The 18,242-nt window shown below is 63.5% G+C and carries 14 protein-coding genes; 8 read left to right on the top strand and 6 right to left on the bottom strand.

The features are described from left to right. Positions 1 to 310 precede the first annotated feature (310 nt). The 7 genes from AC1VNM_RS25380 (at position 311) to AC1VNM_RS25350 (ending at position 10,973) form a co-directional block, all read left to right on the top strand. Entirely contained in the window at positions 311 to 1,882 is a 1,572-nt protein-coding gene (locus AC1VNM_RS25380) for a cryptochrome/photolyase family protein (RefSeq protein WP_483108737.1), read from the top strand. Continuing rightward, on the top strand, positions 1,879 to 2,454 hold the full coding sequence (locus AC1VNM_RS25375) for a DUF2878 domain-containing protein (RefSeq protein WP_483108736.1): 576 nt from the start codon (positions 1,879 to 1,881) through the stop codon (positions 2,452 to 2,454). Before AC1VNM_RS25380 ends, AC1VNM_RS25375 begins: the two co-directional genes overlap by 4 nt. Positions 2,455 to 2,496: 42 nt before the next feature. Then, positions 2,497 to 3,723 (top strand): sensor histidine kinase, encoded by a 1,227-nt coding sequence (locus tag AC1VNM_RS25370; protein ID WP_483108735.1) that lies wholly within the window; start codon positions 2,497 to 2,499, stop codon positions 3,721 to 3,723. A gap of 192 nt (positions 3,724 to 3,915) precedes the next feature. Beyond that, positions 3,916 to 5,889 (top strand): ATP-binding protein, encoded by a 1,974-nt coding sequence (locus AC1VNM_RS25365; RefSeq protein ID WP_483108734.1) that lies wholly within the window; start codon positions 3,916 to 3,918, stop codon positions 5,887 to 5,889. A gap of 1,640 nt (positions 5,890 to 7,529) precedes the next feature. Then, positions 7,530 to 8,453, top strand: a complete 924-nt coding sequence (locus tag AC1VNM_RS25360; protein ID WP_483108733.1) for a hypothetical protein — start codon at positions 7,530 to 7,532, stop codon at positions 8,451 to 8,453. After that, positions 8,446 to 8,919, top strand: coding sequence for a hypothetical protein (locus AC1VNM_RS25355; RefSeq protein ID WP_483108732.1), 474 nt, complete (start codon positions 8,446 to 8,448; stop codon positions 8,917 to 8,919). Before AC1VNM_RS25360 ends, AC1VNM_RS25355 begins: the two co-directional genes overlap by 8 nt. Then, complete coding sequence (locus tag AC1VNM_RS25350) at positions 8,916 to 10,973, top strand: hypothetical protein (protein WP_483108731.1); 2,058 nt, start codon at positions 8,916 to 8,918, stop codon at positions 10,971 to 10,973. The genes AC1VNM_RS25355 and AC1VNM_RS25350 overlap by 4 nt, the downstream gene beginning before the upstream one ends. Positions 10,974 to 11,031: 58 nt before the next feature. Here AC1VNM_RS25350 and AC1VNM_RS25345 read toward each other — a convergent pair whose 3' ends face one another. The 5 genes from AC1VNM_RS25345 to AC1VNM_RS25325 all read right to left on the bottom strand — a co-directional run bounded on the left by AC1VNM_RS25345 (position 11,032) and on the right by AC1VNM_RS25325 (position 15,259). Then, positions 11,032 to 11,385 carry a DCL family protein gene (locus AC1VNM_RS25345; RefSeq protein WP_483108730.1) on the bottom strand — a complete coding sequence of 118 codons (354 nt, stop codon included), beginning with the start codon at positions 11,383 to 11,385 and terminating at the stop codon, positions 11,032 to 11,034. A 131-nt stretch (positions 11,386 to 11,516) separates the two neighbouring features. Then, positions 11,517 to 12,725 carry an AlbA family DNA-binding domain-containing protein gene (locus AC1VNM_RS25340; protein ID WP_483108729.1) on the bottom strand — a complete coding sequence of 403 codons (1,209 nt, stop codon included), beginning with the start codon at positions 12,723 to 12,725 and terminating at the stop codon, positions 11,517 to 11,519. 106 nt (positions 12,726 to 12,831) lie between these two features. Then, a complete protein-coding gene (locus AC1VNM_RS25335) occupies positions 12,832 to 13,755 on the bottom strand; it encodes a hypothetical protein (protein WP_483108728.1) in 924 nt (307 codons plus the stop codon). Further along, a complete protein-coding gene (locus AC1VNM_RS25330) occupies positions 13,745 to 14,515 on the bottom strand; it encodes a hypothetical protein (protein ID WP_483108727.1) in 771 nt (256 codons plus the stop codon). Before AC1VNM_RS25330 ends, AC1VNM_RS25335 begins: the two co-directional genes overlap by 11 nt. A gap of 258 nt (positions 14,516 to 14,773) precedes the next feature. Continuing rightward, entirely contained in the window at positions 14,774 to 15,259 is a 486-nt protein-coding gene (locus AC1VNM_RS25325; protein ID WP_483108726.1) for a hypothetical protein, read from the bottom strand. 333 nt (positions 15,260 to 15,592) lie between these two features. Here AC1VNM_RS25325 and AC1VNM_RS25320 point away from each other — a divergent pair, with 333 nt between their 5' ends. After that, a complete protein-coding gene (locus AC1VNM_RS25320; RefSeq protein WP_483108725.1) occupies positions 15,593 to 15,904 on the top strand; it encodes a hypothetical protein in 312 nt (103 codons plus the stop codon). A gap of 365 nt (positions 15,905 to 16,269) precedes the next feature. Here AC1VNM_RS25320 and glmS read toward each other — a convergent pair whose 3' ends face one another. After that, a complete protein-coding gene (gene glmS, locus AC1VNM_RS25315) occupies positions 16,270 to 18,144 on the bottom strand; it encodes a glutamine--fructose-6-phosphate transaminase (isomerizing) (protein WP_483108724.1) in 1,875 nt (624 codons plus the stop codon). Positions 18,145 to 18,242 lie beyond the last annotated feature (98 nt).

Genomic DNA, 18,242 nt, shown 5'->3' with positions numbered 1-18,242 from the left:
GCACGATCCGCTCATGAGGCGGTGCGGCCTTCAAAGAAGGGACCCGCTGAGCTGGGCTGTTGTTGATGGCAGGAGGAAGTGCAACTCACTGTGATCTGAAACGGCGCGACGCACGTACAGGCGAGGGCCTCCCAATGGCTTCAGCGGCGTGCAACGCCGGCCTCCCCGCACTCCCATCGCATATGTCGTCGTCCCTTCGCCCGACCGCCGGATTTCCCTCGATCGACTCGTGTCGCCGCGTGCGGCAGCTTGCCGCGGACGTGCTGCCCGCATCGATTCACGGGTCGCCGGCCCGGCCGGGATGAGCGCGATGAGGGGTGCCGTGCGTTCCCTCGTCATCGTGCTCGGCGACCAGCTCGATGCGCAGTCCTCCGCGTTCGACGACTTCGACCCGCGCGTCGACAAGGTGTGGATGGCGGAAGTCCGCGAAGAGTCGACGCACGTGTGGTCCAGCCGGATCCGCATTGCGCTGTTTCTCGCGGCCATGCGTCATCACGCCGATGTCCTGCGCCGGCTGGGTCGGGACGTCGACTACGTGAGGCTGGACGACGCCGGAAACACCGGGAGTCTCGGCACCGAGTTGTCGCGCGCGCTGCAGCGCTGGCAGCCGCTTCGCGTGCTGATGACCGCGCCGGGCGACTGGCGTGTGTTGAAGGCGCTCCGTGGCGCTGCCGCGCAGTCGGGTGGGACGATCGAGCTGCGGGACGACCGCCACTTCTTCTGCACCGTGCGGGAGTTCTCGGCCTTCGCCGGCGATCGGCGGAGCCTGCGGATGGAGACCTTCTACCGGCACATGCGGCGCCGGCACGGCGTCCTGATGGTCGGCGACGAACCCGCCGGGGACCGCTGGAACTTCGACGCGGAGAACCAGCAGCCCTTCCCGCGCGGTGGACCGGGCTTCGTGCCGGAGCGGGTGGGCTTCGCGCCCGACGCCGTGACGCGGGAGGTGATCGCGCTTGTGGCGCGGGAGTTCCCCGATCACCCCGGATCGCTGGAAGACTTCGACTGGGCCGTGACGCGGGAGCAGGCGCTGCAGACGCTGGACCGCTTCATCGCGGAGCGTCTGCCGGAGTTCGGCCGTTGGCAGGATGCCCTGTGGCCGGACACGCCCTGGCTGTGGCATGCGCAGCTGTCGGCCGCCATGAACCTGAAACTGATCGGCCCGCGGGAGGTGGTGTCGCGCGTCGAGCAGGCCTGGCGCGCGGGCCAGGTGCCGCTGGCCAGCGCGGAGGGCTTCATCCGACAGGTACTGGGCTGGCGGGAGTACGTGCGTGGTCTGTACTGGACCCGCATGCCGGCGCTGGCGCAGGCCAATGCGCTGGACGCCGACGAGCCGCTGCCGCCCTTCTTCTGGACCGGGGAGACGGACCTGGTCTGCCTGGCGGATGCGCTGCGGCAGACGCTGACGCTGGGCTACGCCCATCACATCCAGCGGCTGATGGTCACCGGGCTGTTCGCACTGCTGCTGGGCGTGCGGCCGGATCGGGTGCACGAGTGGTACCTCGCCGTCTATGTGGATGCGGTGGAGTGGGTCGAGCTGCCCAACACGCTGGGCATGAGCCAGTTCGCCGATGGCGGCTTGATGACCAGCAAGCCCTACATCGCCAGCGGCAAGTACATCGAGCGCATGAGCAGCGGTCAGTATTGCGCGCGCTGCCCCTATCGACCGGAACTCAAGGTCGGTCCTCGGGCCTGCCCGTTCACCACGCTCTACTGGGATTTCATGCGCCAGCACCGGGCGCGATTCGCTCGCCATCCACGACTCGGTGCTCAGATCCGACAGCTCGATCGCCTCTCTGAAGCGGACATGCATGCGATCAGCGCGCAGGCGCGACAGCTGCGCGAGCGCTTCGCCGCTGACATGACCCAGGAAGAAAAATGAATCTTTCCATCCGGCCCGCCTGGAGGCACCTCCTGATCGGCATCGTCCAGTTCTGCCTCTTTCAGGGAGCGTGGTTCGCATGCGTGTACGGCGCGGCGCAGGCGCAGGCTGGGTGGGGCGTCCTGGCCGTGGCCGCCGTGGTGCTCGTCAGCTGGCGCATGAGCGGCCGGCCCGTTGCGGATATCACCCTGACAGCGCAGGCGGTCCTGATGGGCCTGGCCTGGGATACCTGGATGCTCAGAGGCGGTTGGGTGCTGTACGCGTCGCCGGGACCGCTTGAAGGCTGGGCGCCGGTCTGGATCCTCGCGCTGTGGGCGCTGTTCGCGACGCTGCTTCGTGGGCCGCTGTCCTGGCTGCATGGACGGCCGCTCCTTGCCGCCGCCCTGGGCGCCGTGGGCGGCCCGCTGTCCTATCTCGCGGCGGTGCGGCTGGGCGCCGGGAGCTTTCCGGCGCCCGGGCCGGCGCTGGCGGTTCTGGCTGCGGGATGGGGCGTCATGACGCCGGTGCTGACCGAGTCCGCGAGATGGTTCTCCAGGGCGCCCGAGCCATCGCGGGCGCCATCGCCCAGGTAACCACGTCGCGATCGGCGCAAGCTCCGGGGTGACGCCTGTCCGATGGCGCATACTCCTCAAAGATCAGGGCGAAGCGAGTCATTTCCGCCACCACCCGCTGCGACCGGCGCGACGCCGCAGCCCGCCAGGGCCATCGACATGCGTGGTTTCCTCCTGAACAACCGCGACGAGCTCATCCAACGATGCAAGGACAAGGTCGCCCTGCGGCCATCGCGCGGCGCCACGCGCGAGCAACTTGCACATGGCGTGCCGCTCTTCCTCGATCAACTGACGCGCACGCTCGAAGCGGAAGGTGACGGTGACGCCGCGGGCGGGCTGCGGATCTCCGGCCCGCCAGGCGGCGATGCCACCGCGCTGTCCGAGATGGGCGTCTCGGCGACTGTCCACGGCGGCGAGCTGCTCGGACTCGGCTACACGGTCGACCAGGTCGTCCATGACTATGGGGATCTCTGCCAGGCGATCACCGACCTTGCCGTCGAGCGCGACGCCCCGTTTTCCGTCGACGAGTTCCGGACCCTCAACCGCTGCCTGGACAACGCCATCGCCGACGCCGTGACCGAGTTCGCTGCCCAGCGCGAGCTTGAACTGGCCCGGCGGCAGTCCGCGGAAGAGAACGAGCGCCTTGGCTTCCTCGCGCACGAACTGCGGAACCATCTTCACATCGCCAAGCTCGCGTTCGCGGCCTTGGACTCCGGAAGGCTTCCGGTCGGAGGCTCGACCGGCGCGGTGCTCAAACGCAGTCTCGGCTCGCTGGAGAGCTTGATCGACCGCTCACTCGCCACCATCCGCGATGCGGCGGCGGCATCCTCGCAGCCGCGCGTCTTCTCCCTCGCGAAATTCCTGGCCGACGCCGGACGCGTGGCGGAGCTCTACGCGGCAGACACCGGCTGCGCACTCCGGATCGCGGACGTCGACCCGCATCTCGCGATCAGAGGCAATCGCGAACTTCTCTCCGCGGCGCTCGGAAACCTGTTGCAGAACGCCTTCAAGTTCACCCATCCCTGCAGCGAAGTCTCGCTGCAGGTCCGCACCTCCGACACCTGGATCCTGGTTGCCGTCGAGGACCGTTGCGGTGGCCTTCCGGTCGGGGGCGCGGAGACGATGTTCGAGCCGTTCAAGCAGGGCTTCGACGACCAGCGAGGGCTCGGACTGGGGTTGTCGATCGCCAGGCGCAGCGTCGAGGCGGACGGCGGACGATTGACGGTCCAGGACATGCCTGGAAAGGGCTGCGTCTTCACCCTTGCAATCCCGCTGCACCGGCTGGAATAACGCAGCACGGCGCACGGGCCTCACGAAGGTGGAGACGGACGAGACCGCCTTCGGTCGCATGGGGCGTCGCAATGCGCGGGCTCCGCGGGTCTCACTTGCCGGAGCGCGCGAACGCGAAACAAGTCGACGGCGCACGGCATGAACCGCGAGAGAGACAATCGCGCGCCGTCAAGACAAGGCCGGAGCACTGTGATGCCGTTCAGGGAGGTCGTTCAGGAAATCGCGAGCACCGCACAGCGCCGTGCCGCGCTGACGCTTTCCGTGGCGCTTCTGGTGGGCATCGCGTCGGTCCTTCCCTACGCCTCCGAGCCGCTTGTCCCGCTGCCCCACATCAGCGGCATGTATGGCGCGGCGGCGGCGATGATCAACCTGGCCACGTTCTGGCTCCTCATCTCCGCGCCCAGCCAGCCTCGATCGCATTCGGTCATCGCTGCCGCGTACCTCTACGCCGGGCTGATGGCGGTGCTGCATGTACTGACCTTCCCCGGAGCCGTGCTTCCCGACAGGCCCTTGCTCGGTTCACCGCACGCGGTCAGCTGGCTGTTCATCACGTGGCGCGCGGGGTTTGCGTGCTTCGTCATCTGGGCGGCGCTGTCCGCGATGCAACCGAGCAAGGAGCCCCGGACGTTCACCTACTGGCCGCCCTTGGTCGCCACGGCGGCGGCGGTCATGGGCGGCTTTGCCTCCCAATGGACCGATGCCGCGGCCACCCTCGACCAAGGGGGGCGGCAGTTCTTCAGCCTGTTCAGCGTCTACGGCTCCTACAGCGCGGCGGTCCTGGCAGTCCTGGCCATCGTCCTCATCGGACTCCGCGGGCTCCATCGGCGTTCCATCTTCATCTGGCTGGTCGTCGTGCTCACCGCGGAGGCTGGCGGCGTATGGCTGAGCACCCACAGCGGTTCGCGATACACCTTGGCGTGGTACTCGGTCCGCGTCGAAGGCCTGATCGCGAGTTCGATCGTCCTGGTCTTGCTGGCCCATCATTTCCGCCGCGTCCAGCGCGGCCTCGCGGACACGGTGGAGAAACTGCTCCGACGCACGGAGGAACTTCAAGCCGCCGTGCATCAACGCGAGCGCGCGGAGCAGAAGCTCGCCCAGGCCGAGAAGCTGAGGATGGTCGGTCAACTGGGCGCGGGTCTTGCGCACGACCTCAACAACATCCTGCAGGTGGTCACCGGCCGCCTGAGCATCCTGCAACGCCGTGTCGGCGCCGCCGCCGATGCCGATGTGGCGGTGATCAGGCGCAGCGTCACCAAGGCGGAAGCGCTCACGCGCCAGCTCTCCTTGTTGTCGGCCCGTCGGGCGCTGGTGGCTCGCCCTCTGGACACGAAAGTCGAACTCGAGCGCATCGCGGACAACGTTCAGCAACTGCTCGACGCCCGGCACACGGTTGAACTGCGCGCCGCGCCGAATCTCGGGCGGGTCGCCGTGGACGGCCTGGAACTGGAGATCGCGCTGACCAACCTGGTGACCAATGCGAGAGATGCGATGCCCGCGGGCGGCGTGATCCGGATGTCGGCGGAGGCGGGGGAAGACCAGCGGCTCGGCGCTGTCTGCGTCCTACGCGTGGCCGACGACGGCGAGGGCATGACCGCTGAGGTCATCGAAAGAATCTTCGAGCCCTTCTTCACGACGAAACCGCAGGGCAAGGGCAGCGGGCTGGGCATGCCGCAGGTCGCGGCCTTCATCGAAGCCTCGGGCGGCGCGATCCGCGTGGACAGCGTCCCCGGTGAGGGCACCACCATCGCCTTGATGATTCCCTCGCGGCCAGTGGAAGACGCTGCGGAAGCGAATGCACCCGAGGGGGACACGATCGTCACGGCCGGCCGGGTGATCCTGCTGGTCGACGACAACCACGACGTCAGGGAAGCCACACAGCAGCTGCTGGAGTCCAGCGGATTCGTGGTGAAGGCGGTGGACAGCGGGGAGGAGGCTTTGCAGCTGCTCAGCCGCGGATTCGATCCCGACATCCTGGTGAGCGACATCGTGATGCCTCAAGGCATGAACGGGGTCAAGCTGGTCCGCGAGGTGCGTCGCGTGCGCCCCAGGATCAGGCCGGTGCTGGTGACGGGGCACAGCGACGTCGCACAGGTGGCGACGGATGAGGGGTTTCCGGTGATTGCGAAGCCGTATGACTTGCCGACGCTGCTGCAGGCGTTGTGTTGAGCTGAGGCGGTGGGAGCGTTCCGCTGCCTTCGATGACCAAGCATCACCATCTGTTCTAGGGATGGTCTGCAAAACACGATCTGCGATGCATGAAGAGTCGGTTGCCACCTCGTACTCGTCGATCTGCGCTGGGGTCAGGTCTTGAGCACGTTCGGCTGGGCTGCTCAGCCGTATCCGTCCGGCCAACTCACCTTGAATCGCCTGTGACCCGCAGCCAGGATGGTGCCCACCAAACAAGTTGGGTGGACACCATGTCAGACGCCAACAGCAACGCCGGCGCGTGCCCGACGGCTCCGCCACCGCACGGGGCAACGACTACAGTCTCAAACGTTGGGTGGCGCTGACGCGCTACCTCAACTTCCTGCCACCAGTTAACTGTGCATGTTTACCAAGCCTCGATGCCCGGTCTGTCAGTCGTCAATCAGCTTCATCGAGGGGCTGAGGATGTTGAACCCTTGGCGTGTCACATGCCCACATTGCCGCGCAAAGCTGATGATGTCGAGCCTAGCGAAGGTGCTCAGTGCGCTGTGTATACCGCTGGGTGTTGTGTATGGGTCGATACCCATCTATATCGAAGAGACGGGACGCTGGACGACGCATAACAGTCTCGTTTTCTTTGCAATCACTGCGCCTGGCCTTCTGGTGATTGGATATGCGCTTTGGTTTCGGACGCGGCTGCACCTCAGGAACTTGGACGGGCATAGCGCACTGATCGGATTGTTCCGAATCATCAAGGTGAGATAGCCGGACGCATACGCTCAAAACTCAAAATGTCTACGAGCGTAAGCACAAGTTGAGTAGGCAATGAAGCGCTCCATCAGATCCCCGGAAGAACTGGGCTCCGTCATCCGAGCCGTGCGGAAGTACTCGAGGTGCGCCAGGACGACCTTGCCGCGATGGCTAGCGGGAGATGAATGCGACAGGAAGCCCGAAGTGCAGCCGGCCCGTGCAGAGACGGGCCGGCCGAGGGTCAGGTGTTGCCGTTTACGACTTTAGCGATCCAAATCGTTTACGACTTTGATTGATATTCCTGACAATTAAAGTTGGAAACGCCCCCTAGCAGCGACAACGACTTAGCGCTGCTCTGACTCGACCCGCGCGACCACAAAGTCAGAAACGCCTTTTCTCCGTAGGCGTCCGGCAAACCCATCTTGAACGCCGAGGCGGTGGCAGCAGCATTGCACCGATGCCGGCTCGCGCGACGTGCCCTAGTGCCGGACGGCTCGGCCACTGCCAAAGCAATCAACTAGCCAAACCCCCGCCGGGTGATGCCAGCTTCTTCACCCAGATGCTGGTATTTTGTACAGTGGCGCATGGCCAGCTCGCCTCACCCCCTGCGCACCGAACTTCATCCCCCGCTCTTCGCCTGGTCCGGTCCCGACTTGCCGCAGTCACACGCGCGATCCACTGTGGCCATGCCGGCTGCTTTACAAGCTACGAGTCGTAACGAACAATGTGTGCAAACACACCGTGCGGCTCGCTTGCGCAGCTTCCGCACAGGTAGCGATCTGGGAGGACCGCTTGCGCGCAGGGCTGAACCCTTCAGCCGACACAGGTCGGCTTTCGCCCCCACTGCTCGAATCTGGAGTGGTGGCTGCTGGCGTCCCCGCGCAGAGTCGCGTCTAGGCGGCAGCGGCATCGTGTACCAGACCAATTACGGCCCTTTTGACGGCCCAAGCTGGGAACGGCTTTGCCAGCTGATCTTCAAGCGGAAGTTCTCCGCTGACGGCTACCTTCACATCCCCGCGACGCCTGGCGACTACGGCCTGGAAGGCTTCACCAAATCCACGGGTTGTGGGTACCAGTGCTACTGCCCCGACAAGGCTTATCCCGCGAAGGACCTCTACGAGAAGCAGCGGGACAAGGTCACCACTGACCTGAAGAAGCTCAAGGACAACGAAGCGGACCTGAAGAAGGTCCTGGGCACCACGAAGCTGCGTCGCTGGCACTTGGTCACCCCGGTCATCCCCCATCACGACCTCATCAAGCACGCGCAGACGAAGGAGACGGAGGTCCGTGGTTGGAACTTGTCGATCATCGACAACGACTTTCAGGTGCTGGTGCACGACGCCGACCATTACGCTGCCGAAATCCAAGAGATGCAGTTTGCTTTGGGCAAGGCGCTCGACTTCGGTGGAATTCCTGCGGTCCTGCCGGAACTGAACGAGAAGTCGGAAACCTACGAGAAGAACATCTTGCGCAAGACGCGGACGCGCCTTTCGAAGGCTCCTCCCGACAAGTTCGATGGGCGCGTAGCAATCCTGTATCAGAAGACGCTACGCGAGTTCTTCGACCACGGGCCGCACCTCAAGCGCATCAACGACACAGCCCCGACGGTTCATTCCCGGCTGGCGCGACTGATTAACGGGTATGAAGCTGAGGTTGGTGAGCGGTGCTTCACCTGGGAGGGAACGCCGCAGGAGCTGACCGACAGAATTCGCGATGGCCTCACAGAGCGCATCGTCCGGGAGCTTGCGCCATCCATCGGGGAGACCGACGCAGCAGACATCGCCCGCATGATCGTCGCTCGGTGGATCGCGGTGTGTGAGGTCGACTATGACTGAGGCAGTCATCGCCGAGCCTCGTCGCCTGCGCTTTGTCAGGCGTCCTTCTCCAGTCTTGGTCGAACACCGGCCGCTCTACAAGATCACGCAGCTGCTCTTGGTGCTGCACATCTCATCTCGCGGTGGAAAGTCGACTCTGCCGCGGCTCCACCTCTTCAACTGGGCGCTCAAGAGCACGGAGCGCATCCAGAAGCTGGTCGCCGCCGCTGAAGCGAAAGTGCTGCACATCACGGCCTGGGGCTTCGACCCGGCTCTGGCCATTGCCATCCGATTTGCCGTAGCTGAGAACCTGGTGACGCCCACGTCTACCGGCTATCAGCTGTCCGACAAGGGGAAGGCGTTCGTCACCGAAGTCGTGAAGGACGCAGAGGCATTCCCGGCCGAGCGGCAGCTTTTGACACAGATCGGCAAGGACATCACCGAGAACATGGTCGAGAAGGTCGCCAAGGGATGGGAGTCGGCATGAAGATCAGAGCCGTTAAGTTGCGAATCACGACAGCCAACGGTGAGTACGGCTTCAAGTTTGTTTTCAGCCGCGGGTTGACCGTCATCCGCGGGAGCAACTCCAGCGGCAAGAGCACCTTCTACAACACGCTCATCTACGGGATGGGGATGGAAGAGCTCATCGGTGGCAAGGGCGAAAAGGTGCTTCCCTACGCGGTCAAAGAGCACTTCGTGTACGCCGGCAACCGCATCTCCGTTGACAGCTCTGAGGTGCTCGTCGAGCTGGAGAACTCAGAAGGCCGGAGCATCACGCTGCGGCGTGCCATTCGAGATGCCGTCCGTCAGTCCAAGCTCATGGAGGTCTTCGAGGGCGCGCACCTCACCGCTGGCGTCGAGCTTCTGAATCCGCGGCCCACCTATCTCTTCGACTCTGGCAGTGCGCAGAAGCAGGAAGGTTTCTTCCAGTTCCTTGAGAGTTTCATTGGCTACAAGCTGCCACAGGTGCCGGCCACCAACGGCGGAATGGCCAAGCTCTACCTGCAGACTATCTTCGCGGCGCTCGCCGTCGAGCAGAAGCGCGGATGGACTGACTACATCGCCAACATCCCATTCTTCGGCATCCGCGACGCGCGCGTGAGGGTCACCGAATTTCTGCTGGGGTTGGGTGTGTTCGAGCGGCAAGCCAGGCGAGCAGAGCTCGATGCGGCTTCCGTCGCGATTGACTCCGACTGGCGCAAGGCTTATGACACATTGCGCCAAGCCGCCACCGCCAACGGCGTTGTCATCGAGGGGCTCTCTCCAAGCCCGGTTTCGATGTTCGATCCGGCCGGCGTCCTCCTTGTGAAGTCCGACGGCAAGACCAAGACCTCATTGCGGGACCAGGTCAGCGACCTGAGGACCGAGCACACAGCGCTTGGTGAGAAGGCCGAAGCCTATGGGAAGGCCTCGGGCGCAGAGGCGCTGCAGGAACTGGAGGTGGCCTCGAGCGAGCTGCAGCGCCTCAGCGTGCTGCACGAGCGCGCCACAAGCAATCTGACTCTGCAGAAGGCTGCTCTGGACGAACTGCGACTCCTGTTGGCCGAGGCGAGCCAAGACCTCGAGCGCAACAAGATGACTCAGAAACTGAGGACTTTGGGCGCGCAGATGGATGTGGCACTTGCCGAAGACCATTGCCCGACCTGCCACCAGGCGGTCGACGACACGTTGCTCCTCGGACTTGTGACAGGTCCGCAGATGGACCTCGCTACCAACATCGACTATCTGGATAGTCAGAGGAAGATGTTGCAGAACCAGATCAACGGGGCCGTCGAAGAGATTCGGCAGTCCGAGGTCACGGTGGCCGACGTCGCATCTCGCCTGGCCAAGACTCACGACTACCGCAACTCGTTGCGCGGTGACGTCAGCACCGGCGTGGCCGAATCGAGAGCCATCGTGCGGCGGCAGATTCAGATTGAGCTAGAGCTCTCGAACCTCAGGGCTTTCAACGTTCAGGCAGGTGCACTGTTGGTCACGTTCGGTGAAATCGCGGACCGTCTAGCGGCGAACCAAGCTGATCGGCGCGCACTTCCGAAAGAGACCTACAGCAAAGCCGATGTCTCCAGGATCGAGCTCTTCGAGAAGCGTTTCCGCGCCAACGCCAGTTCTTTCGGCTATGAGAGCGCTGAGATTCAGGACATCCGCATCAGCCTAGACACGCTGACACCAGTTCTGGAAGAGCTTGAACTGCGCGAAATTCAGCGTCCCAGGGCACAGACCAGTCTGACGGCGGATTCGAGCGCTAGCGATTTTGTGCGCCTCATCTGGAGCTACCTGCTTGCACTGCACCAGACTTCGGCAACACCTGGCTTTGAGGGCCAGCACCCGGGCATTCTGCTCATGGACGAACCCGGACAGCATTCGATGCGGTCGGCTAGCCAGCGCGCGCTGATCCAACTGTTGATTGCCGAACGCGACCTGCAGGCCATCATCGCAGCGTCGTTCGATGAGAACGAATCAGTCTTCAAGGAAGCGACCGAAGGTCTGAAGTTCGAACTGATCCAGTGGGAGGGCAAAGTCATTCAGCCCTTGCGGGCCTAAGCTCCGTGCGCCTCCCCGGGCAAGGTAAGCGCAGAGCCGTCAGCCTACTGACTGCTTATCAGCCTTCTGACTGCTTCTTCACTGCAACATCGAGTGCTCGTCTTGTGCTGAAGTCAATGCTCGTTCCGTCGGTGCGTACGACGAAGAAGCACGAGGTGTTTCCTGGGTGATCTTGATCCTTACGGCGCTCAAAGTGCGACACGCCTATCCCGGCTTTCGACGGCTCGCCGCCTTCTAGGTCGGAGTCGTAGACCTCCAGCAGAGACAGAAGGTCCTCGTGATCTGCAGCGATGGTGACCCGCGCGTTGTCTTTGTACCTGGCAAGCATCAGTTTGAAATGGTCAACGGCATCGCCCTTCTTGGGCCAGATGCGGCCGTTGGGCAGGCTGACGGGTTTGGCTCTTCCTCCCATGGAATCTCCCGAAGTTGACCTTTCAGTTTCACTCAGCTCACGGCGACTTTTGGGGTATGACTTGCGACGGTAGGCACGGCATCATCAATCTCGAGGATGCGGGAGGTTTTGAAGTGCGCCGACCAGCAAGGTCACCGCGACCGCGGCTTGTACTCACCGGTCACTGCGTCGTAGTCAAAGCACCGCGGCCGCCCAAAGCCCTGGCACAGCGTGTCCAGCAGCGGCCGAACGAACTCATCCGCCGCCGCTGTCTCCAGGTTCTCGATCCACACCTCCGGGGCCACCAGGTGCTCACGATCTGGCGTCGGCGGCCGCCTTGAGCTGAACATCGTGTCGGTGGACAGTTCCGCGTTCGCTACGTTGAGCATCGAGAAGCTCACAACGGCCGGACCGGACATGCCCAGCTCCTTGGCGACAGCCAGGACAGTCTGGCTCCTCTCACGGAACCATTGCGTCATGTCCAGCGAATAAACGACCAACTGCTCCGGCATTTGAGGATGCATCTGGCGAACGCCACCCCCGAGTGCTGCAGCCTCGAAGCTGCCGTTTCGGAAGGCCTGCACGTAGCCGTCAAAACCATCTTCCCCATCGCCGCCCGGGAATGCGACCAACCCATCAAGGTTAAACATCCTGCTGCCGCAGCCCCAGCCGTTCTCATGCAATCGACCGAGCAGCGCGTGATCGTTGTACAGACTGTTCAGGTCTGGCGCCTCCCGACCGGCCAAGCCAACGAGCGGGACGAAGTGCAGCGCGCGGATGGGGCCGTCGATCAGCGGCTTAGCTCCTCTGCCCTTCGTCAGCGCAGCCGTCCTTGTCTTGATGAACGCTCGGGCTTGGTCAGCCAAGGAAGCGGTGCGGTCGAATGCCATACGCAGTTGGTCGAAGGTGAAGTCGGAGGTGGTGGTGCCGTTGCGCATCACGAAGCGTCGGCTTTGGTTCACCTTGATGCTGTGAGGCCCCTGGAAAGATGCCGGCACGCGCAGCACAAGCACGTGGCCGTCGTCTTCCAGGTCAACGCGGTGCCACCTGAGCCCTTGCACGCGCGGCTCCAAGCCAGCATCGAGCACCTGCGCCAAGCGCCGTTCCAGCGCGTCAGCCTGCTCACCTTTGATAGGCGCCAGCGCGTGAGCGACGCCATCCTTCTCCTCCAGGCCGAACACCAAGTCCCCGCCGTCGGAATTGGCCAGCGCCGACACGTCCTTGAGCAGCTCGTGCTTGTCCTTGTCCGCCATGCCGGGCGGCTCGCGCTTGAACTCCAAGGTGCCGGACTCACTCCAGCGTTCAGCACACGCGGAGCGGAGCAGTTCCAAGGTGACCGCGGATAGGTTGGGAGCAAGCATGGCTGCGAGCGTTGCCTAGAATCGCACCAGCTTACCCGAGGCGTGGGACGGGACAACGGCCCGGCCCCTGGTCAGAAGCTAAAGCCCATCCGAGTGGCGATTGCGCTCATCCATCTCGTAACGCCTCAATCAAAGGCTCATACTTGACGGGAAGAAGCGCATAGCTGCCCCACCCTGGCTTCTCAAATGCGAAGCCAACACCGTTCTCGACAACCGTCGCCCACACCAGCAGAACTCGCCCGTTCGAGTTGTCCGTGATCCCCTTCATGGCCTGATTTCGGTCGCTGTCCTTCAGGCACAAGTCAGCTATGGCCGCGTGGTTCTCAAGCCAAGTCATGCGAACGTTCGAGGGGGCCGGTCCCATGTTCTTTGAAGACCGAATCTTGGCGAAGTAGAGCTTTGGAGTGGGGTCCACCGCGGAGATCGTGCGAGCATCCAGGAGAATCTCCTCGAGAGGTCGAGCTACTCGACTGCCCGGAAGAACGTAGTGCCTGGACAAGTTGCGGTCGAAGCGTCTACATAGGTTCACCACCGTCGCGACCTTTGACGGAAGTTGATAGACGCCGCCGGTGTGCCTTGCAAGCGGCAAGTTTGAAAGTGGACCATTCTGATCCTCGATTTGCGCTTGATCGAACTCGCCGTCTTGCCCCGCTGGCAACTGAGGCGGCCCTGCCATAAACGAACTGACGACAACTAGGTCGCCTCGCTCTACAGCCTGCTGCGCCATTTCCTCCGTCAAGAATCGCAAGCCTTCCGGCGTCGGCGTCCGCTTTGTACAGGGGACGTCTGAATAGCGGGGCAGATGCGCGAAGCAAGCCCTGCGGCCATTTCTGAAAAAGAGCTTGTCCTTTGGGGTCCTAGTCAGCGAGGTGAAACAGCTAGGGCAGAACAAATGCCCTTCCATCTCCGAGATGTAGTCGGCGGCTACCACTCGATCTGCATGTTGCTCGATGAACTGCCTGTCGCCACCCACCTCCCAGCCCGGTAGGTGAAGTGCGAACTTGATACGTGCCCCACCTTCAGTAGACATGCTCTACCCCCATTCCTTGCGGCCGCGTAGGGGCGCTGAACTGCCTTGCACCTAGCAGCGCTGCAACGGCCAGTGCCAGCAAGAGGATGGAATTGGGTTCCGCCACTTCGTTCGTCCGAGACAGCGAAAGTACGGGGCCGGGATCGGGGATGCCGCCCCGCGAGTAGGTCAGGAGCCCGATGGCGCTCCCGAAGCTTGGATCGAGCAATCTTGACTGGTTCAATGGGGACGCAAATCCCCTCAGGTCCGCTTCGATGATGAACTCCACGAAGCTGAAGGGAACGCTTCCCATTGGCAGCCATCCCTCCATGTAGAAGCTCGCTCCGCCATCGAAGACACGTGTTTCGACGGACGAAATTGCCTCGACCAAGGCGCCGCTTTCGGTGCGGAACCACGTGCGGGTCGGCAAGACATCCCATCGAGTGAAGGTACCAGCGTAGCTATAGAAGAGCCCGACGTGAAGCGATGAAGAGTCAATCTCAGGCTTGGGCGTGTAGTCGAACTGGAAGCCCGACGGCGCAGACATTGAGAACCGGATCGCGTCGAAGGCGGCTAGGTTGGCAGTCACCGCTGGCACCGGGGAGCTGCCGTAGTAGTCCCCGAGGACGCTCTCGTAGCCCCCTCCCTCCACGGTTCTGAAGGAATGCACTACCGACTGAGCCTCTCCGACGATCAGAAGCGGATCGGCAAGGACCGCAGACGGGGCGAACAGTGCAGCCGCGGCGAGCCCGAGACTCTCAATCCGGTGGTTCTTCTTCATGTGTTCTCTCCAAGTTTCCTAACGGCCTCGCGAGCAATTAATGGACGTCGCCCCCCGCGTTGGGGCCATGAGTTGCCCAACATTTCGGCCTCGGCCCTGCGGCGAAGCGTCGTTCTTGGGCTCCACGCCTTGCATGCGCCCGTGGCTTCGCGCAGTAGCTCACCGGACGAGTGTCTGGCAGATCGGCGACGCAACGAAGCCCGACTCGGACGAAGCCGGACGGACGCCGGCAAACTGCCGCGCGGGAAGGTGGCGCTATCAAGCCAGGGCTGTCGAGACGAGACGCCCCACGTCTGGCGCGTGCTTCACAGCTGCTTCAACCAATAGCGTGGTGGCCTTCTTCAGCCCTTCTTCGCCTGCCTTCTGCAGCAGCTCTTTGAGCCGTGACTTCTCTTCGGATGGTAGGGCGCTCGCTTCAACCTTCTGGGTCAGCAAAGCCTTGAGCGTGTCGCCATCGAAGCGTACCGTCACCACGTTCAGCACGGCATTCAACCCTCCGTCGTCTGACAAGAAGTCGATGCCCTGCGCCGTAATTTTGGAAAGAAAGATGCAGGGCGGTCCATCAAGCGCAACATGGCCGCGATTCTCGACAAGCCCGTGCTCCTCAAGGTAAGCGACGTTCTGCACCCATTCAGGGTCAGCCTGATCGAACCCTATGTCGTCAGGTTCGACGAAGTCAGGATAGCCATCAGCGATCTGCTCCAGTAGCCTTCGCTGCAGCGCTCGACTTAGCTTGGAAGCCATTCCACCCTCCCTGCGTGATTCTTTCTTGACTCGAATCTTGAAGAGTAGCGGAGCTAGCAACATCTGGCACCACGCGCCTGAGGGACGTTGCACCTCCAAACTCGCTGCCGATCCTCGGCCTCAAGTCCGGCCCTTTGGCAATGGGCTAAGGCTTCACAGCACAACAGACTGCCAAGCACTCCATTCGGCTCAGATGCCACCATGGGATGCCAAAAGGCCCCGCAAGGCCACGAAGCTGAGGTATGGAATCAAGCGCCGCAGGGGGCCGAAGTTCTGCGCAGGCGGAAGAGCTAGACATTGGAGGGAGTTAGAGTCCTAGCCAACAAGGCGGGGATGATGATGAAGAAGCAACCGCAGATTGCTTGGCGAAGAAGATCGAACTCGGGAGTGCAGGTCAACAAGGAGCAGCGCCCGCAGAGTCGCATGAGCGAGGGCGTGATGCTGGCGCTTGTCCCGTTCTTGGGTTCGACGCTTGCGTTCCTGTACGAAGCGGGCTTCCTTTGGTTCTACTCCATTCCCCGAAGCTTCATCAGAGTGGACCCGCCATTCATCATCCAGGCCTCGATGAGGGTGCTGTTGGCGGGCACGCTTTTCATCACCATCCTTCAGATGCGCTCGCGAGCAAGCCGCTCGGCATCCCCATGAACACCTTCCGTGCGCTCGACGAAGGCGTCGAGCCGGCTGGGAAAGTCGTGCTGACTACCAGAGCGGCGGTGCCCGAACAGAGCCTGCGTCGTAGCCGCGCTTGTGGGGAACCCGCTGAACCGGTGGTGCCGGCTGCAAAGGCTATAGAACGTCTCGCCCGGCAGCCACGGCAGTAACGGGACGCGAACCTCTAAAGCCAGGCTACGGTTGCTCATCGTGGCAGCACCGTAGCGGGAGATGAACGCGATAGGAAGCCCGAAGTGCAGCCGGCCCGTGCAGAGACGGGCCGGCCGAGGGTCAGGTGTTGCCGTTTACGACTTTGATTGAGTGTTTACGACTTGAATTGCGCGGAACACCGTCGCCCCTCACTCCACCGTCACGCTCTTCGCCAGATTCCGCGGCTTGTCGACGTCCGTGCCGCGCGCGCAGGCCGTGTGATACGCCAGCAGCTGCAGCGGCACCGTGTGCAGGATCGGGCTGAGCGCACCGTAGTGCTCCGGCATGCGGATGACGTGGAGCCCCGGCTCGCTGTCGATCTTCGTATCGCCGTCGGCGAACACGAACAACTCTCCGCCACGCGCCCGCACTTCCTGCATGTTGCTCTTGAGCTTTTCCAGCAGCGTGTCGTTCGGCGCCACGGTCACGACGGGCATCTGCGCCGTCACCAGCGCCAGCGGGCCGTGCTTCAGCTCACCCGCCGGATAGGCCTCGGCGTGGATGTAGCTGATCTCCTTCAGCTTCAACGCGCCTTCGAGGGCGATCGGATAGTGCAGCCCGCGGCCGAGGAACAGTGCGTTCTCCTTGCGCGCGAACTCCTCGCTCCATGCGATGACCTGCGGCTCCAGCGCGAGCACCGCCTGCACCGCCACCGGCAGGTGGCGCAGCGCCTTCAGGTGCTCCTGTTCCTGCTCTTCCGTCAGGTGCCCGCGCGTCTGCGCCAGCGCCAGCGTCAGCAGGAACAAGCCCACCAGCTGCGTCGTGAACGCCTTCGTCGACGCCACGCCGATCTCCGCGCCCGCGCGCGTGATGTAGGCCAGCGAGCATTCCCGCACCATCGCGCTCGTCGACACGTTGCACACCGTCAGCGTGTGCACCATCCCCAGCGAGCGCGCATGCTTCAGCGCCGCCAGCGTGTCCGCCGTCTCGCCGCTCTGGCTGATCGTCACCACCAGGGTCCGCGGGTTCGGCACGCTGTCGCGATACCGGTACTCGCTCGCGATCTCCACGCTGGTCGGGATCTTCGCGATGCTCTCCAGCCAGTACTTCGCCGTCGAGCCCGCGTAGTAGCTGGTCCCGCACGCCAGGATCAGCACCGAGTCGATCTCCTTGAACACCCGGAACGCACCGTCGCCGAACAGCTCCGGGCTGATGCCCGTCACCGCGTCCAGCGTGTTGGCGATCGCCACCGGCTGCTCGAAGATCTCCTTCTGCATGTAGTGCCGGTACGGGCCCAGCTCCGCCGCGCCGCTGTGCGCCTGCACGGTCTTCACCTCGCGCTCGACGTTGACGAAGCGCCCCGTCGTCGCGTCCTTGTTGCTGACCCAGTAGCGGCCCAGCTGCAGGTCGACCACGTCGCCCTCTTCCAGGTAGACGATCTGGTCCGTCACGCCCGCCAGCGCCATCGCGTCCGAGGCCAGGAAGTTGGCCCCCGCGTATTCGTCCTTGCCCACGCCCAGCACCAGCGGCGAGCCCTCGCGCGCACCGATCACGCGGTGCGGCTCGTCCTTGTGGAACACCGCGATCGCGAACGCGCCTCGCAGCTGCGCCACCGCCGTCTGCACCGCTTCCAGCAGGTCGCCGTGGTAATGGAAATCGACCAGGTGCGCGATGACCTCGGTGTCGGTCTGGCTGTGGAAGACGTAGCCGCGCGACTTCAGCTCCGCGCGCAGTTCATCGTGGTTCTCGATGATGCCGTTGTGCACCAGCGCCACGCGGCCCGGCTGCAGGTGCGCCTCGGCGCCCGGACCGTGCGAGAAGTGCGGATGCGCGTTGTGCATCGCCGGCGCGCCGTGCGTCGCCCAGCGCGTGTGCGCAATGCCGGTGCCGGCCGCGACGCCGTCGTGCGCCGCCACCTCCTGCAGCTCCGCCACCCGCGACGTGCTGCGCGCCCGGCGCAGTTGACCGTCCTGGTGGACCGCCACCCCGCACGAGTCGTACCCGCGGTACTCGAGCCGCTTCAGGCCCTCGATCAGGATGGGAACGATGTCCTTCTGGCTAACCGCGCCGACGATGCCGCACATGATGTGTCTCCCCGGATGTCCGGATGAATTTGCGAATGGCGGAATGCTAGGCATCACGGCGAGGTGGATGCTTTCAACATTCAACGATTGATGAAAGA

Source organism: Mitsuaria sp. MSU3D (assembly GCF_056867975.1).
Note: the sequence above shows the minus strand (reverse complement) of the source record. Positions and strands in the feature narration are given on the sequence as shown.